At 45.2% G+C, this 24572-nt stretch carries 18 protein-coding genes and 1 pseudogene; 11 read left to right on the top strand and 8 right to left on the bottom strand.

The window, feature by feature from the left end; translation table 11 throughout:
- The 7 genes from ACZ45G_RS17160 to ACZ45G_RS17130 are packed head-to-tail and all read left to right on the top strand — an operon-like array spanning nt 1 to nt 7299.
- A complete protein-coding gene (locus tag ACZ45G_RS17160; RefSeq protein WP_464171704.1) occupies nt 1-483 on the top strand; it encodes a hypothetical protein in 483 nt (160 codons plus the stop codon).
- A gap of 1 nt (nt 484) precedes the next feature.
- Nucleotides 485-1375 carry a type II secretion system protein GspN gene (gene gspN, locus ACZ45G_RS17155; protein WP_464171703.1) on the top strand — a complete coding sequence of 297 codons (891 nt, stop codon included), beginning with the start codon at nt 485-487 and terminating at the stop codon, nt 1373-1375.
- Nucleotides 1372-2322, top strand: a complete 951-nt coding sequence (gene gspC, locus ACZ45G_RS17150) for a type II secretion system protein GspC (RefSeq protein ID WP_464171702.1) — start codon at nt 1372-1374, stop codon at nt 2320-2322. Before gspN ends, gspC begins: the two co-directional genes overlap by 4 nt.
- 2 nt (nt 2323-2324) lie before the next feature.
- Nucleotides 2325-4340 carry a type II secretion system secretin GspD gene (gene gspD / locus ACZ45G_RS17145; RefSeq protein WP_464171701.1) on the top strand — a complete coding sequence of 672 codons (2016 nt, stop codon included), beginning with the start codon at nt 2325-2327 and terminating at the stop codon, nt 4338-4340.
- Nucleotides 4333-6024 carry a type II secretion system ATPase GspE gene (gene gspE, locus ACZ45G_RS17140; protein WP_464171700.1) on the top strand — a complete coding sequence of 564 codons (1692 nt, stop codon included), beginning with the start codon at nt 4333-4335 and terminating at the stop codon, nt 6022-6024. Before gspD ends, gspE begins: the two co-directional genes overlap by 8 nt.
- Nucleotides 6008-6361: a membrane protein insertion efficiency factor YidD gene (gene yidD / locus ACZ45G_RS17135; protein WP_464171699.1), complete on the top strand. Its 354-nt coding sequence runs from the start codon at nt 6008-6010 to the stop codon at nt 6359-6361. Before gspE ends, yidD begins: the two co-directional genes overlap by 17 nt.
- On the top strand, nt 6358-7299 hold the full coding sequence (locus ACZ45G_RS17130; RefSeq protein WP_464171698.1) for a tetratricopeptide repeat protein: 942 nt from the start codon (nt 6358-6360) through the stop codon (nt 7297-7299). Before yidD ends, ACZ45G_RS17130 begins: the two co-directional genes overlap by 4 nt.
- 3 nt (nt 7300-7302) lie before the next feature.
- Here the strand turns inward: ACZ45G_RS17130 and gspF are convergent, their stop codons facing one another.
- The 3 genes and pseudogenes from gspF to ACZ45G_RS17115 all read right to left on the bottom strand — a co-directional run.
- On the bottom strand, nt 7303-8538 hold the full coding sequence (gene gspF / locus ACZ45G_RS17125) for a type II secretion system inner membrane protein GspF (protein WP_464171697.1): 1236 nt from the start codon (nt 8536-8538) through the stop codon (nt 7303-7305).
- Nucleotides 8539-8652: 114 nt separating this feature from the next.
- A complete protein-coding gene (locus ACZ45G_RS17120) occupies nt 8653-8751 on the bottom strand; it encodes a VPLPA-CTERM sorting domain-containing protein (RefSeq protein WP_464179968.1) in 99 nt (32 codons plus the stop codon).
- A 30-nt stretch (nt 8752-8781) separates the two neighbouring features.
- Nucleotides 8782-9399, bottom strand: a pseudogene (locus ACZ45G_RS17115) (SGNH/GDSL hydrolase family protein); the annotation flags it as partial.
- 481 nt (nt 9400-9880) lie between these two features.
- On the opposite strand from ACZ45G_RS17115, the gene ACZ45G_RS17110 reads away from it, so the two are divergent.
- A complete protein-coding gene (locus ACZ45G_RS17110) occupies nt 9881-12070 on the top strand; it encodes a CotH kinase family protein (protein ID WP_464171696.1) in 2190 nt (729 codons plus the stop codon).
- Nucleotides 12071-12122: 52 nt separating this feature from the next.
- A complete protein-coding gene (locus tag ACZ45G_RS17105; protein WP_464171695.1) occupies nt 12123-16313 on the top strand; it encodes a VWA domain-containing protein in 4191 nt (1396 codons plus the stop codon).
- Between the two features lie 92 nt (nt 16314-16405).
- On the opposite strand, the gene ACZ45G_RS17100 is transcribed toward ACZ45G_RS17105, so the two are convergent.
- Nucleotides 16406-18220: a hypothetical protein gene (locus ACZ45G_RS17100; protein ID WP_464171694.1), complete on the bottom strand. Its 1815-nt coding sequence runs from the start codon at nt 18218-18220 to the stop codon at nt 16406-16408.
- Between the two features lie 153 nt (nt 18221-18373).
- On the opposite strand from ACZ45G_RS17100, the gene ACZ45G_RS17095 reads away from it, so the two are divergent.
- Complete coding sequence (locus tag ACZ45G_RS17095; RefSeq protein WP_464171693.1) at nt 18374-18544, top strand: hypothetical protein; 171 nt, start codon at nt 18374-18376, stop codon at nt 18542-18544.
- A gap of 339 nt (nt 18545-18883) precedes the next feature.
- Here the strand turns inward: ACZ45G_RS17095 and ACZ45G_RS17090 are convergent, their stop codons facing one another.
- The 3 genes from ACZ45G_RS17090 to ACZ45G_RS17080 are packed head-to-tail and all read right to left on the bottom strand — an operon-like array spanning nt 18884 to nt 20588.
- Complete coding sequence (locus ACZ45G_RS17090) at nt 18884-19279, bottom strand: hypothetical protein (protein WP_464171692.1); 396 nt, start codon at nt 19277-19279, stop codon at nt 18884-18886.
- A gap of 53 nt (nt 19280-19332) precedes the next feature.
- A complete protein-coding gene (locus tag ACZ45G_RS17085) occupies nt 19333-19686 on the bottom strand; it encodes a hypothetical protein (protein WP_464171691.1) in 354 nt (117 codons plus the stop codon).
- Nucleotides 19674-20588, bottom strand: coding sequence for a hypothetical protein (locus ACZ45G_RS17080; RefSeq protein ID WP_464171690.1), 915 nt, complete (start codon nt 20586-20588; stop codon nt 19674-19676). The genes ACZ45G_RS17085 and ACZ45G_RS17080 overlap by 13 nt, the downstream gene beginning before the upstream one ends.
- A 296-nt stretch (nt 20589-20884) precedes the next feature.
- On the opposite strand from ACZ45G_RS17080, the gene ACZ45G_RS17075 reads away from it, so the two are divergent.
- The gene (locus tag ACZ45G_RS17075; RefSeq protein WP_464171689.1) at nt 20885-21658 is read left to right on the top strand and encodes a carboxypeptidase-like regulatory domain-containing protein; all 774 of its coding nucleotides are present in this window, start codon (nt 20885-20887) and stop codon (nt 21656-21658) included.
- 348 nt (nt 21659-22006) lie between these two features.
- Here ACZ45G_RS17075 and ACZ45G_RS17070 read toward each other — a convergent pair whose 3' ends face one another.
- Nucleotides 22007-24055: a right-handed parallel beta-helix repeat-containing protein gene (locus tag ACZ45G_RS17070; protein ID WP_464171688.1), complete on the bottom strand. Its 2049-nt coding sequence runs from the start codon at nt 24053-24055 to the stop codon at nt 22007-22009.
- Between the last annotated feature and the right edge of the window lie 517 nt (nt 24056-24572).

The following is a 24572-nucleotide window of genomic DNA, read 5'->3' as shown; positions in this document are numbered from 1 at the left end:
GTGGTTCTGTTCTTTGGATACCAGTTTGGTGTTGTCGCTGTTCTAGATAAACGGGATAATCTCACCCGAATATTAAATGAAAAGAAGGCGGCTTTAGAGGAAATGGGTTTGCTCCGGCAGCAGTTCTTGGCAGTTTCCAATAGTTTTGATACAAAATCCCAAGCCCTGGCCGACAGGAAAAAAGAGTTCTCCCTTTTTTCTTTTTTAGATTCCCAGGCACAACAAAGCGGTGTGAAAGAGAATGTGGAATATATGAAGCCATTTACAAAAAAGATTGAAAATTCTTTGCATACGCTTGCAACCGTCAAGGTAAAGCTCAAGGAAGTATATTTAAAAGAACTGGTTAATTTTCTGTATCACATCGAATCATCAAAAAACGGTGTGATTATAACATCCCTGTCGCTATCAAAGGCAGGAAAAGAAAACCGGCTGCTGGATGCGGTTATTGAAACGCAAACCATCATGATCAAGGACAAGGCATAATATGAAGCCTAAATCCATTTTGTTGTATATCTTTTTTTTCTTGGCAGCATTCTTTGTTTTTGCGTCTCTGTTATTTCCTGGCAAAGAAGCGGCCACCTATCTGTCTCAGTCATTTAAAAGCAAAAATTTACAATTGAGCATTGACACTGTCAAACCCGTTTTTCCTTTTAAATTAAAGCTTGAAAAGATAAAATTATTTATAGGCCAGGAAATTGAAGGCCAGGATATAAATCAGAGGACACAAATTGTACCGGAATCCTTTGAAATTTCGTTCAGCCCTGCTTCAATCTTTAACGAAAAAAAATCAATACAATTTGAATCTGATTTTTACCAGGGTTCGGTTAAAGGCCATCTGCGCTTAAACAGTATGGATCCTTTCATGTTTTCAGATGCCGATGCCGTTATGGCAGGGGTAAAAATAAGTGATTTCAAGTATACGACAAAGATAGCTGATATTACTCTGGGGTGTGAATTAAATGGGGAATACAAACAGACGGAATCCGGGGACAAAACAGATTCCGGCCGTGGAATCCTCTTAGTTCGACATTTTTCTGCAAAAATGAAGAATTCCCTGTTTAATCACTTAAGTCTTCCCCAGGTCGATTTTTCCGAAATTAAACTTGAATTCATTCAGCATCCTCAAAGAGTGACGATTGAACAGTGTACAGCCAGGGGACCCATTATTAATGTAAAACTTAAGGGGCAAATGGAGATTGTTTTTCCGGTACAAAAAAGCAGACTGAATCTTACCGGTGTCATACAGCCGGATTCGCCATATCTGGCAAAATTTGCAAATATGGCAGCCATAAAGTCTGTGGCCAAAAATATTCAAAAAGACGGGATAAAATTTACGATAAATGGACTGCTGGAAAATCCGAAAATAGGGATATGAAATACGTATTTACCATCATAAACATGTTTCTGGTTGCAATGATTGCATATTTTTGTGTGGATATTATATATAAAAATGTGCTGCCTGAAAATTTTATCCCGGTTGGGAAGTATTCTTTAGGAACCAGCTCAAAAAATATAGGCCCCCGGCAGGCAGAATTCAACCCCGGCAAGAATCAATATGACAGCATTGTTGAGAGAAATATTTTCAAGGCAGACATTGAAAAAAAAGAATCTTCTGACAAACAGGAACCAGAGAATAAAGAGCCTGAAAAACTGGAGGTCACAACCCTTAAGTTGGTTTTATGGGGAACAGTGACAGGTGAGGGGCAGGTATATGCTGTGATTGAAGATAAAAAAGTAAGGCAGCAGGCCTTGTATGAAGTCGGGGATTCAGTTCAGGGGGCAAAGGTGACAAATATTTTACGCCATCAAGTGATTTTGAACTATGAGGGAAAAGACCAGGTCCTTGAAATGGAGACAGACAACAAAAGTGTTTCGGCATATAGAAAGCCCCCCCAAAAAATAAGTTCCAATACCGTATTCGGTAATAAAGGGAATATGGATGATCCTTCCAACGATATGAATACCCTGATGAAACAGGTTAAAATGAGACCCCACTTTATGGAAGGTGAACCCGACGGACTCATGGTCTATGGGATAAGGCCCAATTCAGTCTTCAGGCAGATAGGGCTCAGGAATGGTGATATCATCAAGGATATTAATGGGACGGAAATTTTATCCGGCGAAGACGCTTCAAACCTTTATTCTGAAATACAGGAAGCAGAGAATGCCAAAGTTACCGTATTTAGACGGGGAAAAATAAAAGAATTGTTTTATCAGGTCAAAAACGGTCGGTATTCTATTGCTGCTAGCCCAGAGGAAAGTGAAGAAAGAGTTGAAAGTGAAGAAAGGTTTGAAAATGGGGAAAACAAAGGAGAACAATGATCATGTTGTGTAGCAGAAAGTTGGCATTTCCAATTTTGATTTTGGCTGTTTTTTATACAGCATTCCTGAATTTTCCCTTTAACGGTTTTGCTGCCCAATCTTTGGGACAACCATCTGCAGAAAAGGCCGATTCAGATTCACAGTTTGTATCCATCGATTTTAACAATGTAGATATTAACGTATTGATCAAATTTATGAGCAAACTGACAGGCAAAAATTTTGTTGTGGACAGTCGGGTTAAGGGGAATGTGACCATCATATCCCCGACAAAGATATCCATAAAAAATGCCTATAAAGTTTTTGAGTCGGTGCTTGATATCAATGGATTTTCCACGGTCGAGTCAGGAACGATTATCAAAATCGTTCCCACGCCCAAGGCAAAGTCCGATAATATTGATACCAGAGTGGCGACAGGACCCGGGAAACCCGGGACCCTTGACGATAAAATCGTAACACGGATTATTCCCCTTGAATATGCAAGCTCTGATGACCTGAAAAATTTATTTACCCCCCTGGTCGCCAAGGGAAGTGTTGTCCTGTCATACCGGGATACCAATATGCTTATCATAACGGCAACGAGTTCAAGCATTGACAGACTTTTAAGAATTATCGATGAGATTGATGTCCAGAGTATCGGGAAAATTATATCTGTGGTCCCGGTAAAATTTGCAGATGCAAAAAAAATGGTTCAAAGTCTTTCTTCGATTTTTACGGCCCGGGTACGGGGGTCAAAGGGGAAGCAGGATCCAGATATGATTGTGAAGTTTGTTGCGGATGAAAGAACAAATTCGATTATTCTGCTGGCAAGCAAGGTGGAAACCGACAGGGTTACCAAATTGATTGTGCTGCTGGATCAGGAGGTCCCCAAAGGCGAGGAAAAGATCCGGGTCTATTATCTTGAGCATGCAAATGCTGAAGATCTTGTGAAAGTGTTATTGGAAATCCCCACCACGGATACAAAAAAGGCAGTGACGGGCCAGAAAACAGCACCGATTTTGTCCCAAAAAGTGAAAATAATGGCGGACAACGCAACCAACAGCCTTATCATCATGGCGGACAAGGAGGATTATCCGGTATTGGAAGAGGTCATCAATAAACTGGATATTCCAAGGGCAATGGTTTATATCGAATGTCTGATCATGGAGGTAAATGTCACACGGGGGCTGAACATAGGAACTGAATGGAAAACAGCCCAGGACGCCAACGAAAACGTTATTTTGGGGGGATTCGGCGGCACCGGTGACAGTGGCTATTCCAATCTTCCGGGACTTGCTGGCGGTGCACTTCCCAAGGGGTTTGCCGTTGGGGTTTTGGGGAATGCCTTCAGTATCGGCGGTGTGACCTTTACCGATATCCAGGCAGTTGTTCAGGCCTACCAGAACGATACGGATTTTAATATCATTTCCACCCCCCAGCTGTTAACGATGGAAAATGAGGAAGCCACCATTACCGTTGGTAAAAATGTTCCCTATCAGACAAGATCCGCCGCCGAATCTTCCGTTGAAACCTATAGTTCCTATGAATACAAAGATGTGGGGGTCACGCTTAAAATAACCCCCCAGATCAGCAAAGACCGATTGGTAAAATTGAAGGTTTTTCAAGAGATGACCGTGCTTGATTCTGCAAATACAGAAGCCACGGATAGACCCACCACCTTTAAACGCCAGATTGAAACAACGATAATTGTGGAAGATTCCAATAGTGTCGTCATCGGAGGCCTTATTGGTGAAACGGTCACAAAATCGAAAGGCCAGGCACCCTGCCTTGGAAATATTCCTTTACTGGGCTGGGCTTTTAAATCCCTGTCTGAAGGAAAAGAAGATACCAACCTGTATGTTTTTATAACCCCCCGAGTTGTTAAAAATCCGTTGGAGGCAGAAAGAATTTATAATGAGAAAAACAAAAAAATGAAAAAACACATTCAAAAGGGAGAGGTCACTTTGTATGACAAACTGAATAAATTTGGTAAACGAGAGAAGGAACAAAAAGATAAAGAGCCGACGATTCCCAATGATTGATGAATTTTTAAATATAATGGCCCAAAAGGCATCTTTGTCCAATGAAAATTGTGAGAAAATCAGAAATGCCTATGTAAAAGACCCGTTCAGACTGGTTGAGTCTGTCATTGAGACAAAACTTGTCCTGGAAAATGAAATTCTTGAATCCTTAAGCATTCTTTACGCCATTCCCTTTACGCCAGTGCTTTCCATGGAGAATGTCAGGGATGACTGGACCGCAATGGTTTCACGGCAATTTTTAAAAAAAGTCTGCATGGCGCCTTTGGCCAAAAAAGAAGGTGGCTCAACCATTGCCATTAATGATCCTGCAGATCTTGGGTTGGTTGATGATATTGCAGTCCTTCTTAATCTTGATGTTTATTCCCTGGTGTTAGCACCCCGAAATCAGATTTTGTCGGCGGTTAATGCGCTCTATGATCGAGCGGGAGAAAGCGCTCAACAACTTGTTGAGGACATGGAAGATGATGGATTTACCATCATCGATGATAACGAGCAGACCGCAGACCTGCTGGATGACACAAGTGACGCCCCGGTCATAAGGCTTGTGAACCATATGATCTCCCAGGCTGTCAAAGCCATGGCCAGCGATATTCACATTGAGCCGTTCCAAGATGTTCTAAAGGTCAGATACCGGATAGACGGCATCCTTTATGAAATGCTCACTCCCCCCAAGGGGGTACAGGCGTCCCTGATATCGAGAATTAAGGTCATGGCAAAGATGAATATTGCCGAGAAGAGAGTTCCCCAGGATGGAAGGGCTCAGGTCCGAATCGGAGATCAGGAAATTGATATTCGTATCTCAACGGTTCCCACAACCTATGGCGAACGCCTGGTCATGAGACTGCTGAACAAGTCAGGATATTTTCTTCAGTTTTCAGAGTTTGGAATTTCCCATGAAAATGTCGGGCTGATAAATAAAATTATCCGGCAGAATAACGGTATCGTCCTTGTCACAGGCCCTACGGGAAGTGGAAAAACGACCACCCTTTATTCCGCACTGTCAGAGATCAACTCTCCTGATAAAAATATTATCACCATAGAGGATCCTGTGGAGTATAATCTTAAAGGGATTGGCCAGATTCAGGTGAATGCAAAAACCGGGGTCACCTTTGCACGGGGATTACGGTCCATTGTCAGGCAGGACCCGGATATTGTGCTGATTGGCGAAATCAGGGATAAAGAAACTGCAGAGATTGCCATTCAATCTGCTCTTACTGGTCACCTTGTTTTTTCAACCCTGCATACCAATGATTCTGCCGGTGCCATCACAAGGCTTGTGGATCTGGGGGTGGAACCCTATCTCATATCATCCTCTGTGAATGCGGTGATTGCCCAGCGTCTGGTGCGGTTGCTCTGCCACGAGTGTAAGCAGGAATACCAGCTTGAGACCTCCCATATCAAAACCCTGAACGGCGCCGGGGAGGAATTTGTCGGTAAATATGTATATAAACCCCAGGGGTGTTCAAAGTGTTTTAATACAGGGTATCTGGGCAGGGAAGCAATCTTTGAAGTCATGCTCATGGGTGAGGGATTAAAAAGTCTTGTTTTGGAAACATCTGATTCCAACCAGATTAAAGAGGCTGCCTTAAAATATGGCATGATAACACTGCGTCAGGATGGCATGTCAAAGGTGATCAAGGGGATTACATCCATTGAAGAGGTACTTCGTGTTACCCAGGAATAATAATTTTTTTTTTACAATGATCGTATTTCTGATCTTGTTTTGTGCAATTCCGGTTGCCCGGGCTGAAAATATATTCATCAAATTTTATCAGGACCACATATCGGCCATAGACGGAAATAGATGCCCCATGTATCCTTCCTGTTCGGCTTATGCCTCCCAGGCCATTGAAAAACATGGACCGGTTATCGGCTGGGTTATGGCCTGTGACCGGCTTGTCCGCTGCGGCCGGAATGAGGTGGAGCTGTCAAAGGCCGTTATTATCAAAGGACATACATTCGTACATGATCCTGTGGATTCCAATGATTTCTGGTGGTTTGAAAAAGAAAGAAAAAAATGAAATATCAATACCTGCTGACAGTGTTCCTTATATTCGGCCTTCTGATCATACGGCCAGGCAATGGTTTTACCCTTGAGAAACAAATAGTTATCACATCTGGTAATCAGTATGGGTATGCGGAAAAGCTCTTTGTTGAAAAGGACTATGAGACAGCCATGGTTGAGTTCAAAAGATTTATTTATTTTTTCCCTGACAGCAACCAGAAGGATCAGGCACAATTCAAGATCGGGGTTTGCTTGTTTAATTTAAAAAAATTTCATGAAGCAGCACAAATATTCAATGAGATGATCCTAAAAGACAAAGACAACGAGATTACAAAAGAATCCAGTTTTTACCAGAGCAAGGCATTTTTGAACTTGGGGAATATCGGGTATGCGCAAATTGTCCTGCAAAATTATCTCAAACTTGCAGAAGACAGGGAAACCATAGACAGAATTTATTTTAACCTGGCACTCATACATCTTGAAGAGGTCAGGAATGGAAATGCGTCTTCCCTTGGCCCTGCCCGGGACTATTTGTCAAAAATATCCAGGCCTGGTGCAGAAAAGTATCATACGGATCAATATCTTGATTTGATTGTTAAGGCAGAGACGTCACCCCAGAAGAATCCTACCCTTGCCGGACTTTTTTCCCTTATCCCCGGGGGCGGGTTTCTGTATTGCGAAAGATACAAGGATGCCCTTGTCAGTTTCTTATTGAATACCGGCCTGATCTATGCGGCCTATAGCGCGTATGATAATGACAATCCAGCCCTGGCCGGTGTAATCGGTTTTGTGGGAGCAGGGTTTTATGCCGGCAATGTTTACGGTGCAATTTCCTCAGCGCACAAATATAACCGGGCCCAGACCATCAAATTTCTTGATCCGCAATTTTCCATTCGTCCAAAATTTGATCCAGAGAAAAATGCCTACGGCCTGTCCTTTCATTATAAGTTTTAAGCGTTATTGGATCAGTTGATTGATTTCAAAAATCGGCAGGCAGATGGCCAGAATAATACCCCCCACCACAACCCCCATAACAAGAATAATGATCGGTTCAATCAGGGATGTGGCTGCGGTAACGGCAGTTTGAACATCTTTTTCAAAAAGATCGGCTGTCTTTTCCAGCATTTTTTCCATTTCGCCGCTGGTTTCTCCTATTTTGATCATCTGGGATGCAAGGTAGGGAAAGGCAGTACTCTGGGAAAGCGTTTCTCCTAACTCTCCCCCCTGTTCAACCTTTTCACAGGCCTTTGAAATGAGTTCATATATTACCCTGTTTCCTGCAATACTCTTGGTGATATTCAGGGCTGTCAGCATGGGGACCCCATTGTCCAGCAACGAGCCGAGTGTCCTTGTAAACCGGGCGGCTATGATTTTTTTTAAAAGGGTTCCGACGATGGGCAGTGAGATTAACAGGTTATCGATAAAGTAGGCACCTTTTTCCGATTTTCGTATTAAAAAAACAACCAGAAAACAAAGAAAGGGCGTCAAAACAATACCCCACCAATAGGCTTTGAAAAAAGAACTGACTAAAATAAGAAGGCGGGTGGGCATCGGCAGTGCCTGGTTCATGTCCGAAAAAATATTGACGATGCCCGGCACAACATATGTCAAGAGAACAAGCAACACCCCGAACCCGATAAAAGACATTAAAAACGGATAGGCAAGGGAGGCCTGGATTTTCTTTTTTGAATCTTCTCTGTTTTCGGTAAAATCCGCCAGCCGTTCCAGAACAATTTCCAGGGTTCCGGAAGACTCTCCTGCATTTACCATATTAATAAAAATCGGTGAGAATACATTGGGATAGAGTGCAAGGGCCTTTGCAAAACTGCTGCCTTCTTCAATGGCATCCTTGACCCTTGAAAGGACTCTCTGCATGGTTTTGGATTTGGTCTGGGGAACAAGGGTTGCAACTGCTTTAACCAAAGGGAACCCGGCCGACAAAAGGGTGGACATCTGCCTTGTAATCATGGAGAGCTCAGATGAACTGACCTTTGAAAAAGGGCTGATCCCTTTAAAAAATGGGGTTGATTTTTTTTTGTTGACGACAGGCCCGGATTCAATTTTTTTGAATAAAGTTGGAAAAATATCCTGTTGCCGTAATTTTAGTTTGGCAGCAGAAGTGCTTTCGGCATCAATGATCCCGGATAGTTTTTTCCCCTTGCTGTTTAACGCCTTATATTCAAATACTGCCATGGTATAAAATCCTCTGGAACAGTTATACCTGATCCCTTTGGATTGTCAAAATAAAAAGCACTGCAGCCTGTGCAGTGCTTTTTTAAGTTCTGGTTGTAAATGGAACAGGAGAATTTAACGGGTTTTTCTTCTGATCCCGGCAAGGCAGAGAATCCCTGAACCCAGCAGCCATACTGCTGCCGGAACAGGGACGGAATTTGTCGCATCATTAATGGTCTGTGCCGCATATTCTGATAGCCGCCAGTGCCCTTCAGTAGTAGGATGGATGCCGTCAAAGAAAAGATATTCACTGGGGCTTTCTCCGGAACCTATCCAGGGGTCGGTTATATTGGCAAAAAATTCTCCGGGAATAATGACATCGTTTAAATAGGTGAATACATCCAGTTCAAAAATATTTAAACCCGAAAATGAGAGGGAATCTATCATGGTACCAAGTTCCTGATTGAATATTCCACTGGCAAATGAGGCTGCACCTGACAGGGCAAGGTTCCAGTTGACTTCCGGTGTTATCCCCAGATCAGGGAGGTTGGGGATCAGGATATTTCTTGCCCCTGCACCATAAAGTGAAGTTATAGCATCCTCGATATTGCCTATGGCGCTGTTAATGACGCCGGGTGCATCATTCGGATCGGTAATGCTGCGAAGATCATTCCCGCCTGCCCAGACCGTAAACAATGTATTGGAAATAGTATCTACATCCGGCGTATAGTTATCTTCATGTACCTGCCAGAGCAGGCCGTATTGGCCCGGACCGGTAACGACATTGCCCAATCCTGTAACTGCACCGCCGTAGGCACGTCCGTCATGGTCCAGTCCCAGATTCATTGCCAGATATTCCACCCAGACCATTCCGTTTGAAGACCGGGTAGCGGTGTTTTGAAAAAATCATATCTTGTGGAGTTTGCTGCTATATTTGGGATGTAGAAACTAATTTTTTAGGTAATCCGTCAGCTGAAAATGCCATAGTTAATTTGATGAAGATGACGATGTCCTAGTCAAACAAGACAAAATTTGCACAGTAAAAGTTCAAAAAGATATTGATTTTGAGAATAATGAGGTTTTTTATATTGCCATTCCTAGGATACGATTTTTTATGCTGGTGATTTTTTATCCCGAATGATGATCTATACGACACCACCGGAAACGACAACGCATTATAAAAGCGATTTAAAAAACTCTTTTTTTTCATGCATTTTCATCACAATTATCACACAATTGTTTCCTACATAAAAAGAAGCTTTTTTTTTGAAGACTATATTTGAAATAAATGCCCAAAAACAGACTTTGTTTTTAAGTTCTGCTTTTTCGTGAAGTTCAAAAAAAATACATGGGAGGATAACCAATGGCCATTTTAGAAAAAAAATCAACCTTTTTTGCTAAATTGATTTTACAGGTTTCTTTTATGATGTTGATATTTTTCTGCATCAAGGCAGAGGCAGCAGATTTTTACGACATCAATACGGTCAATACAATTTCCATCACTTTTACAGAATCCAATTGGGACGAGCTGCTTGATGACCTGTATGCGGCAGGAGATGAAGAACGGCTTGTGGGGACAGCTGTCATCAACGGTATCTCATACGAAGACGTCGGTATCCGGTATAAAGGGAACAGCAGTTACCAGTCTCAATGGATAAAAAATCCGTTGAATATCAAGCTCGATTATCTTATTGAGGACCAAAATTTTGACGGGTACGGAACTCTTAAACTTGCAAACGTGTATAAAGATCCCAGCTTTGTCCGAGAAGTCCTCAGCTATGAAATCGCCGGGAAATACATGCCTGTGAGCCAGGCAAATTTTATCGATGTATATATAAACGAAATCCACATAGGGCTCTATACGAGCGTTCAGGATGTGGACAAATTTTTTCTTAAAAATCATTTCGGAAGTAAAAACAACCCCTGTTTTAAAGGAGAGGTCGATAATATATTCCAATCCGGGAATGTGTGGGGGTATATTGATGGGAGTGAGGAGAGTTATTACGACTATTACGAGATTGAATCAGATGACGGCTGGGATGAGTTGATCGAATTTTTTTATGTTTTCAATAATTCCACATCCCAGGTAGAGGAGATTCTGAATGTGGATCGTCTGCTGTGGATGCTGGCTTTTGATATCCTGACAGTCAATCTGGATTCACCGATCAACATCGGCCATAATTTTTATCTGTACCAGGATGGGGCAGGCCGGTTTAATCCGATTCTATGGGATTTGAATGAAAATTTCGGTGTTTTCAGCATGCTGATCGATGGGCCTCCTTTAAATATAAGCGGCCTGCAGCAACTGGACCCTTTTTTGAATTCAACTGACCCATCTTATCCCATCGTAAATAAAATTCTTACCAACGCCACTTATAAAAAAATGTACGTCGCACATATGAAAACCATCATTGATGAAAACTTTGAGGATGATTGGTACACAGACCGGGCATTTGAAATTCAGGGCATTATCGAAACCTATGTTCAGGCTGATGAGAATAAATTTTATACAGACAACGATTTTTTTAACAATGTTGAAGATTCAATCGGGCTCGGCCGGGATACTATCGTGGGCATCGCCCAGTTAATGGCATCAAGGGTCAGTTACCTGGATTCACAATCTGAATTCCAGGGCTCTCCCCCTTCTATTTCCGATATTTCCTCGCCGTCGAATGCGTCCTCACAGTCCACCATATGGTTTGCAGTCAATGTACAAGATGCCGTTCTGGTCCAACTTGGATACCGTCAGAGCGGTGTCTTTGTGAAAGTGCCGATGTATGATGACGGCAGTCACGGTGATGGGGCTGAAAATGACGGTGTCTACGGTGTTTCTCTCACCATCGGGTCGGGAGACCTTGCCTATTATATCTATGCGGAAAACAGCAGTGCGGCCGTATTCTCTCCGGCACGTGCGGAAAATGAATTTTATACCGTATCCGTTGCCGATACCCCAGGAGACCTGGTAATCAATGAGTTCATGGCCGATAACGAAACAATTGTCACCGATCAGGATGATGAGTATGACGACTGGATTGAACTGTACAATAACAGTGACAAGGATATCTCTTTAGAAGGCTGGTATCTCAGCGATGACAGTGCCGAGCCCACACAATGGATTTTTCCAGATGTATCAATTTCTGCAAATGGATATCTGATCATCTGGGCGGATAAGGATGAAGAACAGGAAGGATTACATGCAAATTTTAAACTTTCCGCTTCGGGTGAAACCATTTTACTGGCATCTCCCGACCAGACGATAATTGATGAGGTAAGTTTCGGAGAACAATCAGCAGATATAAGTATGGCTCGTTTTCCCAATGGCGGCGGTGAGTTTACACAAATGACGCCAACCTTTTTAGCAGAGAACAAACTGATTGCCGGAGACCTGGATGAAGACGGTGATGTTGACGGAGCGGATCTTGCTGTTTTTCTCTCAGATTTCGGCAGAACGGATTGCAGCGATGACTGCAGCGGCGACATGAATAACGACGGCAAAGTCGATGAAAGCGATCTTTTGGATTTTTCAGCCAATTTTGGTCAGACAGAAGATTAATCTTTTTTTTATTTGGGCCCACATACTCCTTGACAAAAAACAATTATTTTCTTTGCTAATTATCCTTCAATTTTTATTTTATTCTTTTTTGGGCTGGGCTGCATGCCCGGGGAATCTTGACGATACCATCAACACACCGGTATTCAATTATCAGGAAAGCTATACCAATGACAATACGGATCCTGACTTTTTTTCCAACACGAATGCCAACCGGGTGTCCGATGCACTGGATGACCATCATCAGTCTTTTACCGACCTGGGATTTCTGGCCCCTTTTTTCAACACGGATCCTGCCGAGGTCTGCTGCTATGACTCATCCAATATCGGAGGGGCAGATTTCTGCCGGATCTCTTTGGACACGCCGTATCTTCAGCCCCAGGCCGAACCCTGCCTTCGCCTTGTCACCGGGCATGAGCTCTTTCATCATGTTCAGTATGCTTATATCAACAACGGTTCCACCGGGTGCGGCAGCTGCGGCGGCACCTGGGGAAAATGGACATGTGAGGGTACAGCCCGGCTGATGCAGGACAAAATATACACGGATCTTGATCAAAATGGCGGGTGTATTACCTACCTTGATGAAATAAACGATTATCTGAGCAATCCCAATATCACCTTGACAAGCGCTTCCTACAAAGCTGCTCTTTTCTGGAATTATTTGACCGAGCAATTTGGCAGTATCCTTTCCGAGCCCGAGCGGGGTGTTGATGTGATTGAATCCTATTGGAATAATACCGATCCGGACAATCCCGATGCCATGGAGGTTCTCCGTGACACCCTCCATGGCTTTGAACCCGGATTGTCCCTGGAGAAGGTCTTTCAGGATTTTTCCATTACCAACTATACTAAAAACTTTGATCTTTCATCCATTTCTGATTCCCATCAGTATTTTTATATTGATGAGACCTTGAGCGGCGGTGGGACAGTTTATGATCAAGTTTCCCGAAGTTCTGTCGGTTTTTCAAATAGTCTGAGTTCCTCAAGTGTCAATGCCTGGGCCTCCCAGTATTTTGAGGTGGATGTCGACTCGTCCGGTGAATGCGAAATAATTGGTTTTCGCGGTGAAGCATCGGACAATGATGCGGATATCAGCTGGACTGTTATCGGAATTAAGGCTCCGGACCGGGTCGTGGAGCTTCACAAGGGACGGGGAAATTCTTTTTACAAGGCATTTATCAATAACCCTTCAGATCCATTTATTAAGATTGCAGCAGTTGTTACGGGTCTGAGTGAAGGCGGAAGTTTTGACTATGTTTTTGGAAGCGGCGCAGCAAAAATGGTCATCAAAAGACCGACTTTTTCCCGCCAGGCTTATGTTGGAGAGCATGCCGATCCGGATCGCTTCCAGGTTCGTCTGGAGGTTAATGGGCCCTCGGTCATTACCCCCGGCGGTACCGGCAGTATTTCGGTGAAAGGTCTTTCAAAGGAAAATTTTACTGTTTTTGTGAAAAATAGTTCCATCGGGTATTCAGAGGAGGCACCAGTGCTGACAGGTGCCTATGTGGGCGGGCAGTACTGGCTGTCTGTGCAGGCGCCCGTGGCCGATGCCTCCCAGGCCTTTTATGACCTGCGGGTATGCCTGTGTGAGGTTGAAGCAGGAGAGTGCGGGATTCAGTCCACCCAGCGAAACGCCATAGTATATGCCAAGCTGGTCCGCAATCAGATGCTTGTGATCGATAGATCGGGGAGCATGACCTTGCCGTCGGCCACCCCTAAAATAGATGCGGCAAAAGCCGCAGCCAATATTTTTGTTGATGCCGCGGCAGACTTGGATAAACTGGGGGTAATCAGTTTTACCGGAGATCTGAACGAGTGCAACGATGACGCCGAGCTGAGGCATGATCTTCAGGAGGTGAACGACGTCAGCAGAATAGATGCTAAAGATGAAATAAACAATATCAGTGCAGGTGGATGGACGGGAATCGGTGACGGCATGGTTCGTGCTCAGGATCGGCTGGATGCACAGGGAATCCCTTCTGCTGTTGACCATATTGTGCTGTTAAGCGACGGTATGGAAAACGAGGCCCGGTGCTGGGATTCCACTGTTCCTAACTGCAGCAATGGACCATCCCCCTGTGATGATGATGTGAAGCCGATTTTTACCACTGGCCCGGGCAGCGATACCATTATTGATACGATTGCTTTCGGGCCCCAGACTGATCAGAATCTCATGCAGGACATTGCTGCTGCAGGTACAGGGGATTATTACTATGTCGACGTAACAGATACATCTGCATCGGTCAGCGCCAAAAGTTCTCTATTCGGTATGACCATCGGAAATCGGATTTCTGATGTATATTTGTCCATTAACGATTCCATCCAGAAAAAAGACCGGATTTTCTTTGCCACCGGCATGACCGGCGGTATGGTGAATCAGGTCATTCATATTGATGAGGGAAAATTATCCATGGCTGTGTTTGCTTTCAGTTGGGAAAATCCAGGCGCTGTCGCCTATGTTAAACTCTTTGATCCTAATGGAAATGCCATCGGCCCCGGTGATGCTCAAATATTTCAAGATCAAACCCATGTGGTTTACCAGTTTCCTGGAATTGTCCCGGGCGGCAGCTGGCAGGCTGAAATTGTTGCGGATGAATCCACTCATTACATGGTGGCTGTTTCCGGTAAATTTACACAAGGCGTTCAAGCTGACTTATACTTCAGCCAGGCGCCTTCCCAGGATAACTGCCGCATCAGCGCCCAGTTTCTGGCCGGGCTTCCCATGACCGTTCTGGTGAGTCTGGCCGATGGGCGAGGGGAGGTTCTCAATGCAGACGTTCTGGCGAAAATCAGCACACCGGACGGCCAGCTTTTCTCCTTGCCGCTTTTTGATGACGGTCAGCATGATGACGGTGATGCCGACGATGGGGTATACGGGAATGTTTTCACCCGCACGGCTTCTTTTTCACAGCAGGGTGTGTCTGAAAGGGAAGCAGAAAAAAATCCCGGCACCCGGGGGAGCTATATTGTATCGGTTGTCGCTCAAGGTATCTCGAACCAGAAAGAAAAGTTTACCCGGCTTTTGAACCGGGCCTTCCAGGTGTTTGAATGCTATTCTGATATTAATCCTGACGCTGATTATGACGGGATGCCTGACAGGTTTGAATGGCGTTATTCCTGCCTTGACCCTTCCATCAAAGATGCGGATAAGGACCCCGACAATGACGGACTTTCCAGCGGAGCGGAATTTAAACTGGGGACCAACCCCTGTGACCCGGATACGGATAACGGTGGTGAAATCGACGGTTCGGAAGTGAACCGAAACGCCGATCCTCTGGACCCTGCAGACGACCTTTTGCCAAGGCCCTTTGACGCAGAAGTGATCACAACCCTGGGAGATGAAGATCCAACACCTCTTCTTTTTTCAAGAACCAACACAATTCGCTACCCCTCCCACGCTGCATATCGTATGCTTATCTTATTCCGGGGGATTTCTCCTAAAAGACTGATCCAGGTGGCAGAAATAGACCCGAAATCTGCAAAAATGCCGGGAATTTATCTTGACGAGGGCCTGGTAAACGGTCAGCAGTATTTCTATCAATTGATTGCAGTGGGAGAATATGAAAGCCGGAGTGTGCCCGGTCCCATTTTTACGGGAACTCCCAAAGAGGATCCCATACCCCCCAAGGGGTGGGTCACCATCAACCGGGGAACCATTTCCGCAACAGGGCCAATCGTTAAGCTGACTTTTGATACAGAACCCGACGATGCTTTTATCCGGGTTGCCAACAACACCCCGCTTTTCGGCAGTGAACCCTTTACCCGTTTTGCAACGGACTGGATGGAAAATCCTGGTGAAATGGAATGGGAGCTTGAGCCGAATGAAAACGGCTATGCAACTGTCTATGTACAATATATGGACAAGGCTGGAAACATATCCGTGACCTATCACGACAGTATCATTGTGGATCCGGATGAGGATCTTGATAATGATAAAGTAAAAGATGAACAAGACAACTGTCCCATGAGGTTCAACCCGGACCAGGATGACCGGGATGAGGACCAGGTTGGCGATGTCTGCGATAATTGTCCGGATACATTCAACCCAGACCAACGGGATTCAGACTTCAATGGAATTGGTAACGCCTGTGACTGCGCCGGCGGTGACAGGGACAGGGACGGTGACTCTGATGGACAGGATGTTTCTCTTCTGATACAAAATTTAACCGGAAACCTTTACGAATTGAGAGGTTTTGCTGCCGGCTTTGGAAAAATCGGTTGCTTTACTCCCCAAGACGCCAGATAAAAGCGTGAATTTCAGGTCAAGGGCGGCTCCAAACCATTGGGGCCGCCCTTTTTAATTCGCCCGGACCGCTTTCGCTATGGCCAATTCTTTTTTTAGTTGTTTCCGAACTCCCGGGCAAACCTGGCGACATCTTGATAATTAATGCGCCCATTTCCGTCTTTGTCTGCGTATGGCCTATTCAGGTTGGCGTAATCAACGATAAATTCGGAAAGGTCTTCCCCGTCGATATCATTGTCGCCATCCGTGACAAATCTGATTTCATATTCGCCGACAGCTGATGAGCCATTGTTCCCATCCTTAACCAAAACGGTATATGTACCTATTTCAGAGACTGTCCCGGAAATATGCGCAATATCATTGTCATAATCGGACATCAGGTAACTGCCTCCCGATGGGCCGTATAATTCGATCCGGGGAGTCAATTGACCAAGGGCACTTATATCAGTAACCTGGATATCAAAGTTCTCACCGACATTGGCGATGAAGGTGTAGGTATCCAGGTCTCCTAAATCAATGATTTCATATAGAGTATCGTCGTCGTAAATTAATCCCAGTTCATTTGCACCGGGTATTGAGGTAAAATAAATGTCATAGCTTCCTGTGGTCGGAGGACGCACGCTCCAGTGTTTTACCAGCAGGGTATAGGTTCCGCCTTCCGTGATGGTATAGGCAATAACACTGACAACATCCGCGTAGCTTTGCGCTAAGTAGTTACCCCCGGAAGGGCCATAGAGCTCAATGCGCGGATACAGATCGCCGGTGAGACTGGTATCGACCGCCCGGATTTCCACATGATCGCCGGGTTGCGCCTTAAAAGTGTAGGTGTCCAGGTCCCCAAGATCAATGGTTTCTGAAGTCACCGTGTCATTTTCAAGTGTCCCTAGTTCATTTGCACCGGGTATCTGGGCGAAATACACGTCATAGCTTCCTGTGGTCGGAGGACGCACGCTCCAGTGTTTTACCAGCAGGGTATAGGTTCCGCCTTCCGTGACGGTATAGGCAATAACACTGACAACATCCGCGTAGTTTTGCGCTAAGTAGTTACCTCCGGAAGGGCCATAGAGCTCCATTTGCGGATACAGATCGCCGGTGAGACTGGTATCGACCGCCCGGATTTCCACATGATCGCCGGGTTGCGCCTTAAAAGTGTAGGTGTCCAGGTCCCCAAGATCAATGGTTTCTGAAGTCACCGTGTCATTTTCAAGTGTCCCCAGTTCATTTGCACCGGGTATCTGGGCGAAATACACGTCATAGCTTCCTGTGGTCGGAGGACGCACGCTCCAGTGTTTTACCAGCAGGGTATAGGTTCCGCCTTCCGTGATGGTATAGGCAATAACACTGACAACATCCGCGTAGTTTTGCGCTAAGTAGTTACCCCCGGAAGGGCCATAGAGCTCCATTTGCGGATACAGATCGCCGGTGAGACTGGTATCGACCGCCCGGATTTCCACATGATCGCCGGGTTGCGCCTTAAAAGTGTAGGTGTCCAGGTCCCCAAGATCAATGGCTTCTGAAGTCACCGTGTCATTTTCAAGTGTCCCCAGTTCATTTGCACCGGGTATCTGGGCGAAATACACGTCATAGCTTCCTGTGGTCGGAGGACGCACGCTCCAGTGTTTTACCAGCAGGGTATAGGTTCCGCCTTCCGTGACGGTATAGGCAATAACACTGACAACATCCGCGTAGTTTTGCGCTAAGTAGTTACCTCCGGAAGGGCCATAGAGCTCCATTTGCGGATACAGATCGCCGGTGAGACTGGTATCGACCGCCCGGATTTCCACATGATCGCCGGGTTGCGCCTTAAAAGTGTAGGTGTCCAGGTCCCCAAGATCAATGGTTTCTGAAGTCACCGTGTCATTTTCAAGTGTCCCCAGTTCATTTGCACCGGGTATCCGGGCGAAATACACGTCATAGCTTCCTGTGGTCGGAGGACGCACGCTCCAGTGTTTTACCAGCAGGGTATAGGTTCCGCCTTCCCTGACGGTATAGGCAATAACACTGACAACATCCGCGTAGCTTTGCGCTAAGTAGTTACCCCCGGAAGGGCCATAGAGCTCCATTTGCGGATACAGATCGCCGGTGAGACTGGTATCGACCGCCCGGATTTCCACATGATCGCTGGGTTGTGCCGTAAATGTATAGATGTCCGCCTCATCAGCCAAAGAAATCACACCCGATACATGGCCTCCGTTGATCAATGCCGCCTGTGCACTCCCTGCCATGAAGAATAAAAGAACAGATAAAATAATACCAGCCATAGCCTTTTTTGTTTCCATTTAAGTTCTCCTTTTGATAGAGCAGATGAATATTGATTTTTAAACGGTTTTTTTAGAGGACAGAGTGATTTTCTGGAATAATATCAATAAGTTCTCAGAAACAGCGTAATTTCGGAGAGTAACCGTTCCTCTTACCGTTATGATGCATGCGTAAATTTATAGGAGATTAAAAGGCCGAGGTCAATCAGGGAAACCCTTATTTTTTGTTATAATCATAAGAACATAAACCTGGAAGCAGACACTTGATTCATTCCTATAATGAAAATCGCAACCAGGATATTTCGGTTTTGGGATTTAGTTGAAGCAGTCAGTCCTTCCAAATTCATTTGTAAAACTTTGAAGTTCGGACGGACCATAGCCTCCTGGTCCAGTTCCCTGGATGAACATCTGCAGATCCGCGCCATCCAAATCACCATCAGGCTCAAAATTCCAAACACATCCTCCCTGTGTCATTGTCTGCCAGAAACCGGACTTAAGGCTGAAATGATCGGATGCCATTGATTTGACAGGTGAGGACTGGCCCAGGGTGGAAAGGGTATCAAAATTTCCGGACCCCATGTCATTCCCGCCACTGGATACCACACTGGTTTGAATTTTATAATTTGAACTTTTCATGTCGGCGATTGCCGGAAGGACAGAAATCGGTAAAAGAACAGATATAAAAATTATGAGCAGAATTATTTTTTTCATAGATCTCTCCTGACGCGAATTTAGAATGTACGGTTCTTTATTTTTAATTGGCATTATTCATACACCCTTACCTCACCCCCGGTATAAATTTTAAGCTGCCCGTTAAGTTGCATGCCCTTGCCAGGGTTTGATCCGGAAACAAATTTAATGCCGCCGTTGGACCCGTCTGCATCCAGGTATGTTCCGTTTACGGTCAGCTTTGAGCTGTTTAGAAAGGACAGGTCTATGTATGGGTTTGTGGTGCTTGTATACAGTGTAAGGTGTCCGGACGGGACATAGATGCTGGATCTGACAAAATAGGGTCTGTGGTTCAACCGGTTGGGGACACCTGGAAGTGGTGAGATATCAAAGCCCAGGAAATTGAAATTATATTTAGAGCCTGAGATGCTTCTTTTCACCGTGGGCACATTGTCTCCGGAAAACTTAAGATCACCGTCTCCCCGGTACAACATACAATTTCGACCATCATCGGTGCAATTGGGGTAGGCAAGGTTGGCCTGGCCATAGGTATAGGCAACGGTATCCTGGGATAGCCCTTCCCTTCTGAACTCATGTTCAAATGTCCCGTTTCCTGTGCTGGCAAGTCCCATGCAACTTCCGATAAAGGCAAACCCCATGGGGGCATAGTTTTGAATCCAGGATAGATATCGTCGTCACATCTGTTTTTAAATGAGGTGGCCCCGCCGTGATCCAGTTCGTAAAACATGACCGTGCTATCAGACTGGATATGGCTCTGCACAACAGAACCCAGAGCACTGCCGTCCCGGATGGTGTCATAGCCCATGGTTTCAAACCAGTTATGGGCATTCTGGGCATGATCATACCATAGGGGAGCGGAATCATCACAATCCGGAGGATGGTCGGGTCCATGCATGGAAAACCCTTCATAGGGCGCTGGAAGTCCATACCCCAGTGGCTCACCTGTTACGGCATCAATGATATGAACTTTCCTTGCAGTGTCGTCAAGGGTTCGGATGATCCAGCAGGGATTTTGGGGCAAAGGTCTTATCTTAAATATTTTAGATTCAGGGGAAATGTAAACAAGTCTGGTGGACAAAACCTCACCTTCTACATTGGCTTCTGCCATGAATTGATCAATGACAGGCGGCAGTTCATCGGGCAGGTCCTGTCTCCACTTGCGGGTTTCTTCCACTTTTTCGCTGGTTTGGGTATCGAATTGATACCGGATAAAGTTGTTCTCTACAATTGCCTGACCTATTTTCCTCTGGTGGTAAAAGGACACCCGGTTGAGCAATTGATTTTCAAGTCTTATAAAAACACGATCGGTTTTATCAACTTTTCTATACATGGTGCCTGCCTCACATGCCTCCTGTTTATTGCAAGGTCACTATAACAAGAATCTTACCTGTTTTTCCTTTATTTAATATTGGACAGCCCTTGAGGGGACCTTTGACTGCAGCGAAGCCGAAAATATTGTTGCGGTCCAGGAAACAGAGACCAGGATCGACTTTGACCTGCCGTTGAAAACAAGGATTTACGGTAGGGTCAAGGAATCCCAGACCGGAAACTTCCGGGATGATGCCCTGGTGGAAATTCTATCCGCGGATCATTCCCGGGCAGGCTATAAAGTTACCACGGACATCAATGGGGAATATTCTATTTTTGTCGATCCTGGGAACTATTTCAGAATCGGATGGGACCTATACCATTGAGGGGTTGCCCTCGGGCAAATATGTGGTCAAGGCCGTGACCAGTGGGTATGCCATGCAGTGCCGGGAGGCTGAAGTGGTCATGCCCCAGACCACCCCGAATATTGATCTGAGCCTTGAGGCTTATCCCTATTCGGTGGCAACGGTGGCAGAACACATTATTTCACCGCAGGGCGGCAATATTTCCGTCGCAAATGAAACTTCAGGTTTCAATTTTGTCGGGATCGAAATCCCGAGCGGTTCTTTGAGCGAATACAGCCTGATGAGCGTCAGTGAGCTTCCCGCCGAGGTGGTTCCCATGCCCCAGGTTTTGACTGGTATCAATATCCCCATTCATTTAGGTCCTGAAGGGTCCTTGTTCAATGAGCCGGCTACCCTTCAGGTAGAATATACGGACCAGGATCTTGACGCTGCCGGGGCTTTCGATGCGTCGGAACTGGATGTATTCACCTTGAATACTGATACGTTTAAATGGGAAAAGGTGGAAGGCAATAAAATAGTGGATTATGTTCACAAGCGGATAGAAATTGAGCTGAGCCATTTTTTCATTTACCAACTGGCCCGTTCCACTGCGGCCAAAGGAGATTTTACAATGGATCAGGATGTGGACGGTCAGGACATTGCCGCCTACATCCGGCAGACGGCTGACGGCGGATCACCCTGGAGGATCTGGCCGATAACTTTGGCCAGGCAGGATTATAGCCCCTGACCCCCGACTTAGCAAAAAAGGCAAGTAAAAAAAAATGGGTCGGGTTGTCGGGTTGTTTGGGATCGGCTTTTGCTCCGGATTCAGTATTTGCAGCCGAATTTGGGAAAAGGGATTGTCTGGATTAAACATGACTAAGGACCGCAGATGAAATAAAGCCGTTTGATTGGAGATGAAATCTGCAATGGTTGTGAAATGTGGTCTTGTAGGGGCCTGGGAAAGAACCCTGTTGGTCAGGTTCTTTCCCGATTGTATGATAAATGCGGGTTGCTGTTTATTTGCGCCTTCTGAAAATCGCGACAAAAGGCTCGGCCAAAATCACTGGTTTGTCATAATAGTGTGCTGATTTGTTTACCGACTGCCGGTGCTTCCATATTCATCCGCAAAAATAATCAAATCTGCTCCATCGACTGTGCCGTCATTGTCAATATCTGCACTGCAGCTGTTCTGCGAATTGATCTGGATGTAGTAATGGTCATCGAAGGTTGCAGAACGGATGTGGGTATAACCATCCGTGGTCCGGGCCCAGGCCCGCAAATGGAATTGGTAGGCACAGCCGGGGTCCTTCCATGGATCAAGATGTCCGGCTTTCATGGCTGGCCAGGAATCAAGTGTTTTATTGATGCCTTTCCAAACGGGAGGGCTTCCGTCATTTGATCCAACATACTGATCCGCATCAACATATCCTGCATCCTTGTTTTTGCCATACAAAACGGAAAGTTTGTAGTTTCTAAGGAATCCGTTGGGGTGCAAGGCTGTCACGTAAAACTGCAGATTTTCTAGACTGTCGGCCAGATTGATGATACCGCACTCAGGAATAATGGTTCCGTCATCGTATTTCACATTATGAATGTTAGCCTCCACAGGTGTATTGTCAATTCTCAGGATAATACGCGACTGAGCATTTGGGTCTAATGAGACAAGATTTAATGCACTGTCGTATGCTTCATAGGTCAGTGAATACAGCCCATTTTCGAACCAGCTTGTATCCCAGACGATTTTTAAATCCCTGTGAGCCCAGTATCCGCTGTCGGTTCTTTTGTAAAAACCTTTGAGATTTTTCCAGTTTTTCAAAGGGCCGATGGTCTCCCGGGAAGCGGTAACGATGCCGTCTGTATTAACGGTATAAAACACCTTGGTCAGTGCATTTTCAAGGGGTTGATACTGTATTTTAAACGGAGACCATCTGCCCACCTTTATCCGGTAGTATCGAACATCATCGTCAAGGGGACCGAACAGGCCGCTGATCCACAATTTACCACCAAAAGGGGCATCCGCGTAGGGGTAGATATGCAGGTCCGTTGCCGCTTCCGGTGAGACATTGGCCAATCCGCCCTGATTTCCGGTTGTCTGGGAAATTTCTGAAACTGGAATCTTGCCCACCGTCGTAAATACAAAACCGCTCTCTACACTTGAAAAACCAGGGTTCGGCAATCCGTCCATGCCGCCGTAAGCTCCCATGTCGTTTCTGCTGCCATCAATGTCATTGTAGATGGGATTAGGATCTCCGGAATCAATGCAGGGCGATTCTTCATTCAGATAATATCCCCGGATAAAATTTGAGGCAGGCGGAATGAGCAGCGGATCTAAGGATATATCCCCAGTCCCTGGAGCAGATACACCGCCTGATTGTGAATTATAATTATCTGAATTGTTCCAGACGTCATTGTAAGATATTTTAGGTACAGCCAATGGGTCGTGAGAGGCGGCGATGCCGAATGAATTGTCGACAATAATATTATTTTTTATGGTCGGTGCAGATTTATAACACCAGATCCCATCGTCATCATTATCAACAATGGTATTATTGACAATTTGGGTCCCCAGTGAATCCAGCCAGCCGATGTATATGCCGGTACCGTTGGTCCGGGAAACAATATTATTGGTGATCAGCGGCGTGGAATTAAGACTGATGATCCCATAATCCAGAGTGCCGCCCGAGATACCGTTAATGGTGATGATGTTGTTTCTGATAATAGCTGAGGATCCACCGGTGATGCGTATACCGCTGATGTTGTTGGTGACCAGGTTGTTGCTGATCGCCAGACTGCCGCCGCTTATTCTTATCCCGGCATAACCGCTGTCCTGCCTGCTGTCGGTAATTGCGAATCCGTCAAAAACAGCATTGTCCACATTAGATGCAGAAATAACGTTGGACAAATGGCCGCCTTTAATGATGGTGGTCTCAAACCCGGCCCCAAGAATATCTACGCCGCTTTTCAATACAAGATTTTCATTATAGGTGCCGGGTTCCACAAGTATCGTATCACCGTAACCGGCATCATTAATTGCAGCCTGGATGCTTGAATAATCATCAGGCACCGTATACGTTGCTGCCTGAGCCGTCGCGGCCAAAAACAGGACCGATAGGATAAATGTTAAAAATCGTTTCTTTTTCATAAGATTCCTTTAAAATAAAAACAAATGGACCACAATCCAGAGGTTATATATTCGGAATATAAAACCACTTATTTACATTTTCAATATTGACCAAAAATATCGGTTTCTAAGCTGGAGATCAAATGAACTCCATTCCGAGGATCTCACCCAACAACCACGCCGCTCTCCTGAAATCCGTCTTTCATATTTTCGTTGTTCCGGCTTTTCAGAATCAATGTTGAGTTGTCTGCGATTTATATTGCTTCTGGGATCAATATTTGACCTTAATAAGTTCATATGGCTCTTAACCACCTTGTATGACAGGATAAAAAATATGTGCAATTTTTTTCAGGAATACAATATTGATATCAAATCAAAAAAATAAATTCAATCGGGGAAACCCTTAGTTTTGATAAAAATTGCCTATTATTTTCAGAGGTCACCCAGGCAACTTCGTTGCGAACATATCCTGCTTGGAACTCCAGACCCATATCAACCAGCAAATTAGTTTAGAGAATATGTGTCTGAATTCTCATTC

The organism is Desulfoconvexum algidum, assembly GCF_055382125.1.
Note: the sequence above shows the minus strand (reverse complement) of the source record. Positions and strands in the feature narration are given on the sequence as shown.

Bases quoted from the DNA above. Each gene is read 5' to 3' on its own strand.
- gspN (WP_464171703.1), top strand. From the start codon at position 485: ATGAAGCCTAAATCCATTTTGTTGTATATCTTTTTTTTCTTGGCAGCA.
- gspC (WP_464171702.1), top strand. From the start codon at position 1,372: ATGAAATACGTATTTACCATCATAAACATGTTTCTGGTTGCAATGATT.
- gspD (WP_464171701.1), top strand. From the start codon at position 2,325: ATGTTGTGTAGCAGAAAGTTGGCATTTCCAATTTTGATTTTGGCTGTT.
- gspE (WP_464171700.1), top strand. From the start codon at position 4,333: ATGATTGATGAATTTTTAAATATAATGGCCCAAAAGGCATCTTTGTCC.
- ACZ45G_RS17130 (WP_464171698.1), top strand. From the start codon at position 6,358: ATGAAATATCAATACCTGCTGACAGTGTTCCTTATATTCGGCCTTCTG.
- gspF (WP_464171697.1), bottom strand. From the start codon at position 8,538: ATGGCAGTATTTGAATATAAGGCGTTAAACAGCAAGGGGAAAAAACTA.
- ACZ45G_RS17110 (WP_464171696.1), top strand. From the start codon at position 9,881: ATGGCCATTTTAGAAAAAAAATCAACCTTTTTTGCTAAATTGATTTTA.
- ACZ45G_RS17090 (WP_464171692.1), bottom strand. From the start codon at position 19,279: ATGAAAAAAATAATTCTGCTCATAATTTTTATATCTGTTCTTTTACCG.
- ACZ45G_RS17080 (WP_464171690.1), bottom strand. From the start codon at position 20,588: ATGTATAGAAAAGTTGATAAAACCGATCGTGTTTTTATAAGACTTGAA.
- ACZ45G_RS17075 (WP_464171689.1), top strand. From the start codon at position 20,885: ATGGGGAATATTCTATTTTTGTCGATCCTGGGAACTATTTCAGAATCG.
- ACZ45G_RS17070 (WP_464171688.1), bottom strand. From the start codon at position 24,055: ATGAAAAAGAAACGATTTTTAACATTTATCCTATCGGTCCTGTTTTTG.